General features: G+C 38.4%; 4 protein-coding genes. 2 read left to right on the forward strand and 2 right to left on the reverse strand.

Annotated features, from left to right (window positions below):
• Positions 1–184: 184 nt before the first annotated feature.
• Together HMPREF3029_RS05970 and rpoE are read right to left on the reverse strand one after the other, a co-directional pair.
• Positions 185–1,798, reverse strand: coding sequence for a CTP synthase (locus tag HMPREF3029_RS05970; RefSeq protein ID WP_070710164.1), 1,614 nt, complete (start codon positions 1,796–1,798; stop codon positions 185–187).
• A gap of 128 nt (positions 1,799–1,926) precedes the next feature.
• On the reverse strand, positions 1,927–2,418 hold the full coding sequence (gene rpoE / locus HMPREF3029_RS05975) for a DNA-directed RNA polymerase subunit delta (protein ID WP_068130226.1): 492 nt from the start codon (positions 2,416–2,418) through the stop codon (positions 1,927–1,929).
• A 188-nt stretch (positions 2,419–2,606) separates the two neighbouring features.
• Between rpoE and HMPREF3029_RS05980 the strand changes: the two genes are divergently transcribed.
• The gene (locus HMPREF3029_RS05980; protein ID WP_083286840.1) at positions 2,607–4,190 is read left to right on the forward strand and encodes a BCCT family transporter; all 1,584 of its coding nucleotides are present in this window, start codon (positions 2,607–2,609) and stop codon (positions 4,188–4,190) included.
• Between the two features lie 69 nt (positions 4,191–4,259).
• Positions 4,260–5,075, forward strand: coding sequence for a type II pantothenate kinase (coaW, locus tag HMPREF3029_RS05985; protein ID WP_070710165.1), 816 nt, complete (start codon positions 4,260–4,262; stop codon positions 5,073–5,075).
• The last annotated feature ends 63 nt before the right edge of the window (positions 5,076–5,138 follow it).

A 5,138-nucleotide genomic window follows, 5' to 3' on the forward strand; every position in this document is an offset into this window, starting at 1 on the left:
TTAATTTAACGATTAGAGCATTTGCGTTAACGTACGAGGAACTGTTTTTACGCAAATCGCTTTTGTGTTAAAAGATGAAAAACTATTTCACGCAAACCACCTTTGCGTTAACAACAGTGGCGTTATTTTAACAAAAAGCAACCACAAAGCAAAAAACGGCGTGCACTGCACGCCGTTTTTATTATTACTCGTTATTTTCTTTTTCTTTTAAAGCCGCTTCTACTAATCCTTTAAATAATGGATGTGGTCTAGTAGGTCTTGACTTAAATTCTGGGTGGAATACCGCACCAATATAAAATGGGTGATCTGTAATTTCGATAATCTCTTTATATTTACCATCTTCACTCATTCCACTGAATGTAAGTCCTGCGTCTTTAATATTTTCTTCGTATTCGTTATTGAATTCAAAGCGGTGACGATGACGTTCGCTTATATCTTTCACACCATACAGTTTTGAAGCGAGTGTGTCCTCTACTACGACTGAGTCATAGCTTCCAATTCTTAATGAATGTTCACGGTCAAGTAGCTCCGCATCTTCACTCATTAAAGTAATGATTGGATCATGTGTTGTTGGATCGATTTCTGTAGAGTTCGCATCTTTCATACCTAAGATGTTTCTCGCCGCTTCAATTGCCATTAACTGCATTCCTAAACTAATTCCAAGTACTGGTTTACCTGTTTCACGTGCGTAACGTAACGTTTCAAGTTTACCTTCAATACCTTGATCTCCAAATCCTCCTGGAACGACGATTCCGTCTAATCCACCGAGTATTTCATCGACATTTTTATCCGTTACGTCTTTTGCATAAATCCAGTCGATTTCAATTTCTGTTAACTCTTCAAATCCTGCATGGTTTAAAGATTCAACGATTGAAAGATACGCATCTTGAAGTTCGACATACTTACCGACGATACCGATTTTCACTTTTTGATTTAAGTTGCGGATGTTTTCTAATACTTGTACCCAGTCGTCTAAGTTTGCTTCACGTTTACTCTCTAAACCTAATGTTTTAAGGACGATATCATCCATGTTTTGATCTTGTATACTTAACACGATGTTATAAATTGTGTCTTCATCTTTTGCTTCGATGACGTTTTCTACACTGACGTCTGAGAATAATGCGATCTTGTTACGTAAGTCTTCTGTCATTTCATACTCTGTACGTACGACGATCATATCTGGTTGAATACCTAAACCACGTAATTCTTTAACACTATGTTGCGTCGGTTTAGTTTTCATTTCGCCTGCTGCTTTAATATATGGTAGTAACGTACAATGAATAAACATGACATTTTCTCTACCGAGTTGTGTTCTTAACTGACGAATAGCTTCAATAAACGGTAATCCTTCGATGTCACCTGTCGTTCCGCCAATTTCAGTAATGACGATTTCAGCATCTGTCTTTTCACCGTTACGTAACATTCTCGATTTAATTTCGTTTGTAATGTGAGGAATGACTTGTACAGTTCCTCCAAAGTAATCTCCGTTACGCTCTTTTCGTAACACTTCTGAATAAATCTTACCTGCTGTAGCGCTTGAGTATTTGTTTACTGTAATGTCGATAAATCGTTCATAGTGTCCTAAATCTAAATCCGTTTCTGCACCATCATCTGTGACAAAAACTTCCCCATGTTGAAACGGGCTCATTTCACCTGGGTCAACGTTTAAGTATGGATCAAACTTTTGAACTGTTACTTTAAATCCACGTGCTTTTAAAATTCTACCGAGTGATGCAGCCGTAATACCTTTACCAAGAGAAGATACAACGCCACCTGTTACAAAAATATACTTAGTCAAGTAAGATTCCTCCTATAAATAAAAAAATCTCCCTCCCAAATGCGCTTGGAAAGGAGCTCGTTCACTGTATCCCTAAAATAAGGGAGCCCAATTAAAATAATAGCACGATTACGGAATTTGTCAATAATTTAATAGTCGTCTCCGTCACCGTAATCATCTTCGAGCGTATCGCCTTCATCGATGTTTAAATCCGTAGTGTCGATGTCTTCATCATCAATAGCTTCATCGATATCCTCATCGTCTTCTTCGTCGATATCTTCGATGTCTTCATCGTCAAGTTCTTCGTCAAGTTCGTCGAATTCATCAAGTTCATTGTCGACGACTTCAAACTTATGAACCGTCGGTGCAATTTTGTCGTTGATGTCATCCACCGTGAACCATTTTCTAAGACCCCATACACCGTCTTCAGTAGAAACAAAACGACCATCTGTATTTAAGTCTGTATAAAATTGTAAAATACGATTTTCGATTTCTTTCTCAGTATATCCACCGATTTCTTGGAATTTGTCGATAATTGAATATAAATCAGTTTCTTTTTCTAAATCATCTAAGTAAATATAAGCCATATCAATAAACGCTTGTTCGTCGATCATTTCTTTTGTAAACTCATCTAATCTCATAATTTGATATCCTTTCATATCATTCATTGCACAATCAAAAGTATATTACATTCAATACTATTATAATGCAAGCATTTTTCATAGTGTAGCATATGATATTTTGAAAATAAAACCCGTAAAAAATAGTGTTTATTTCATAATGATTAGGGTAATAATAAATCATTGGACAATAAGGAGGAAATTTTATCGTGTCAAATAAAAACACGAATCAACATAAGCGTAAGGGGTTCTCTAAACTTGAACTCGGAACAGTCTTTTGGACTTCAGCGACGATAATCATTGTCGCATCAATTATTGCGATGGTTATCCCTGGCAGATTCCAGGCAGCTTCTGAAGCAATTTATGAATTTATTTCTCAAAACTTCACTTGGTTCTTCTTACTTCTCGTATTCGGATTTGGTGTGTTACTTATATTCTTAGCACTCTCACCATACGGTCGTATTAAGCTCGGTGATGACGATTCTGAGCCAGAATTTGCCTTTTGGCCTTGGATCGGTATGTTATTCTCGAGTGGTCTTGGAGTTGGACTCGTATTCTTCGGAGTTGCTGAACCGATGCAACACTTCGTGGAAGCACCGTTTTTAGGTGGCCCAATTCAAGATGCTGAAGCTGCGAGAATCGCAATGGGTTATACGTATTTCCACTGGGGAATTTCACAGTGGTCAATTTTCGGAGTTGCTGGACTTGCGATTGGTTACTTCCAATATCGTAAAAAGCGTGACGGGTTAATTTCTACGTCACTCGAACCTATTTTTGGGTTTAACTATAGTAAACTCGGTCGTAATTCGATCGATACGCTCGCAATTATCGCGACAATTACAGGGATGGCGACGTCAGTCGGTCTCGGTATTTTACAAATGGATGGTGGGTTAAACCACGCATTTGGATTACCTCAAGGCCCTGTCACTCAAATTATTTTAACGGTACTTATGACAACGGTATTCATCTTATCGACAGTAATCGGTCTAGAAAAAGGGATGAAGTTCTTTAGTACGATGAACATGGTACTCGCATTATTCTTAACAGTATTCATGATTATCTTCGGTCCGTTTAGCTTCATTATGGAATCTATCGTTTTAGGTCTCGGAGATTATTTATCGAATTATGTCGGTTACTCACTACGTGCCGAACCATATAACGCGAGAGATTGGACAAGAGGATGGACAGTATTCTACTGGGCATGGGTAATTGCTTGGAGTCCATTTATCGGTTCATTCGTCGCACGTGTATCACGTGGTCGTACGATTCGTGAATACGTCGCTGGTATTTTAATCGTCCCACCGATTTTATCATTCTTATGGGTTGGTGCCCTCGGAGGAACTGCGATTTACTCTGACTTATTTAAAAACACAGATATCGCGTCAATCGTTCAACAAGATGAAACACGCGCATTATTTGAGTTATTAAATACGATGCCATTTACAACGTTAACGTCAATCGTTGCGATTTTACTCATCTTCTTATTCTTAGTAACGTCTGCAGACTCTGCAACGTTTATCGTATCTGGAATGAGTCTTGGTGATACTGAAAATCCACCGATACGCATGAAAGTGTTATGGGGAGTATTACTCGGAGTATTAACAGTCGCACTGATTTTAGCTGGTGGACTGACAAGTTTACAAGCAGCAAGCTTACTCGCTGGTCTACCGTTTGCGATCGTTCTTATCTTAATGATATTTAGTGTTATTAAGAGTATGCGAAGAGAGCCAAACAAAGCACTCGCAAGACGCCGTCATAGTGACAACGCTAAAGAAGAACATAAACAATTTTAATAGTTTACAATAATTGCTTAGCACCCATATAATAGTGGGTGCTAAGTTTATTTTATATGGAGGATAACGATGAAAATAGGAATTGATGCGGGTGGTACGTTAACGAAAGTCGTTAAAATGTCTGACGATGGAACATATGATTATAGTACCCGTCCAACAACTGAAGTAGATATGCTCATTCAAGAGTTAAACGACGAAGAAGACGTCACACTCTACTTAACAGGCGGCGGTAGTGTATACATATCAGAACATGTGCAGCACAAATCACATTTACAAATTGAATTCGACGCAGCGTATACAGGGCTTACTTATTTAATGGAACAACAAAATATCCATTTAGATCGCTTCGTATACTTAAACATCGGAACGGGAACGAGTTTTCACGTCGTCGAAAATAATACTCAACGCCGTGTTGGAGGTACAGGTATCGGTGGCGGTACGTTAATGGGGTTATCTCAATTACTTACTGGTTATGAAACGTTTGATGAAATCGTAGAAACAGCAAAAAAAGGAAACCGTGATACGTTAGATTTAAAAGTAAAGCACATATTTAAAGACGGTCCTGTACCAAAACCGTTAACGCCGGAACTAACTGCGAGTAACTTTGCACGCGTAGAACCACACCATCATACGACCGCTTCAGCTGCAGATAAACTTGCATCTGTCATCGGAATGGTCGCTGAAGGTGCGATTTCATTTGGCGTGACGCTCGCTCAAGGATTTAAAACGAATGATTTAGTACTCATTGGTTCGACATTAAAAGATAACGATGTCATGCAAGGTGTCATTCATAGCTACGGTTCACTAAAAGGTATAAAACCACATATCATTGAAAACGGTGAATATAGTGGTGCAATCGGTGCGATTTTAGTTACAGAACGATAAGTCGTCTGCCACTATACTCAACAATTTTTAGTGGTACGTTAAAGATATTCGTTAAATTAGATT

The sequence above is a fragment of the Nosocomiicoccus sp. HMSC059G07 genome, assembly GCF_001815515.1.
GTDB classification, from domain to species: domain Bacteria; phylum Bacillota; class Bacilli; order Staphylococcales; family Salinicoccaceae; genus Nosocomiicoccus; species Nosocomiicoccus ampullae_A.

Bases quoted from the DNA above. Each gene is read 5' to 3' on its own strand.
- coaW (WP_070710165.1), top strand. From the start codon at position 4,260: ATGAAAATAGGAATTGATGCGGGTGGTACGTTAACGAAAGTCGTTAAA.
- rpoE (WP_068130226.1), bottom strand. From the start codon at position 2,418: ATGAGATTAGATGAGTTTACAAAAGAAATGATCGACGAACAAGCGTTT.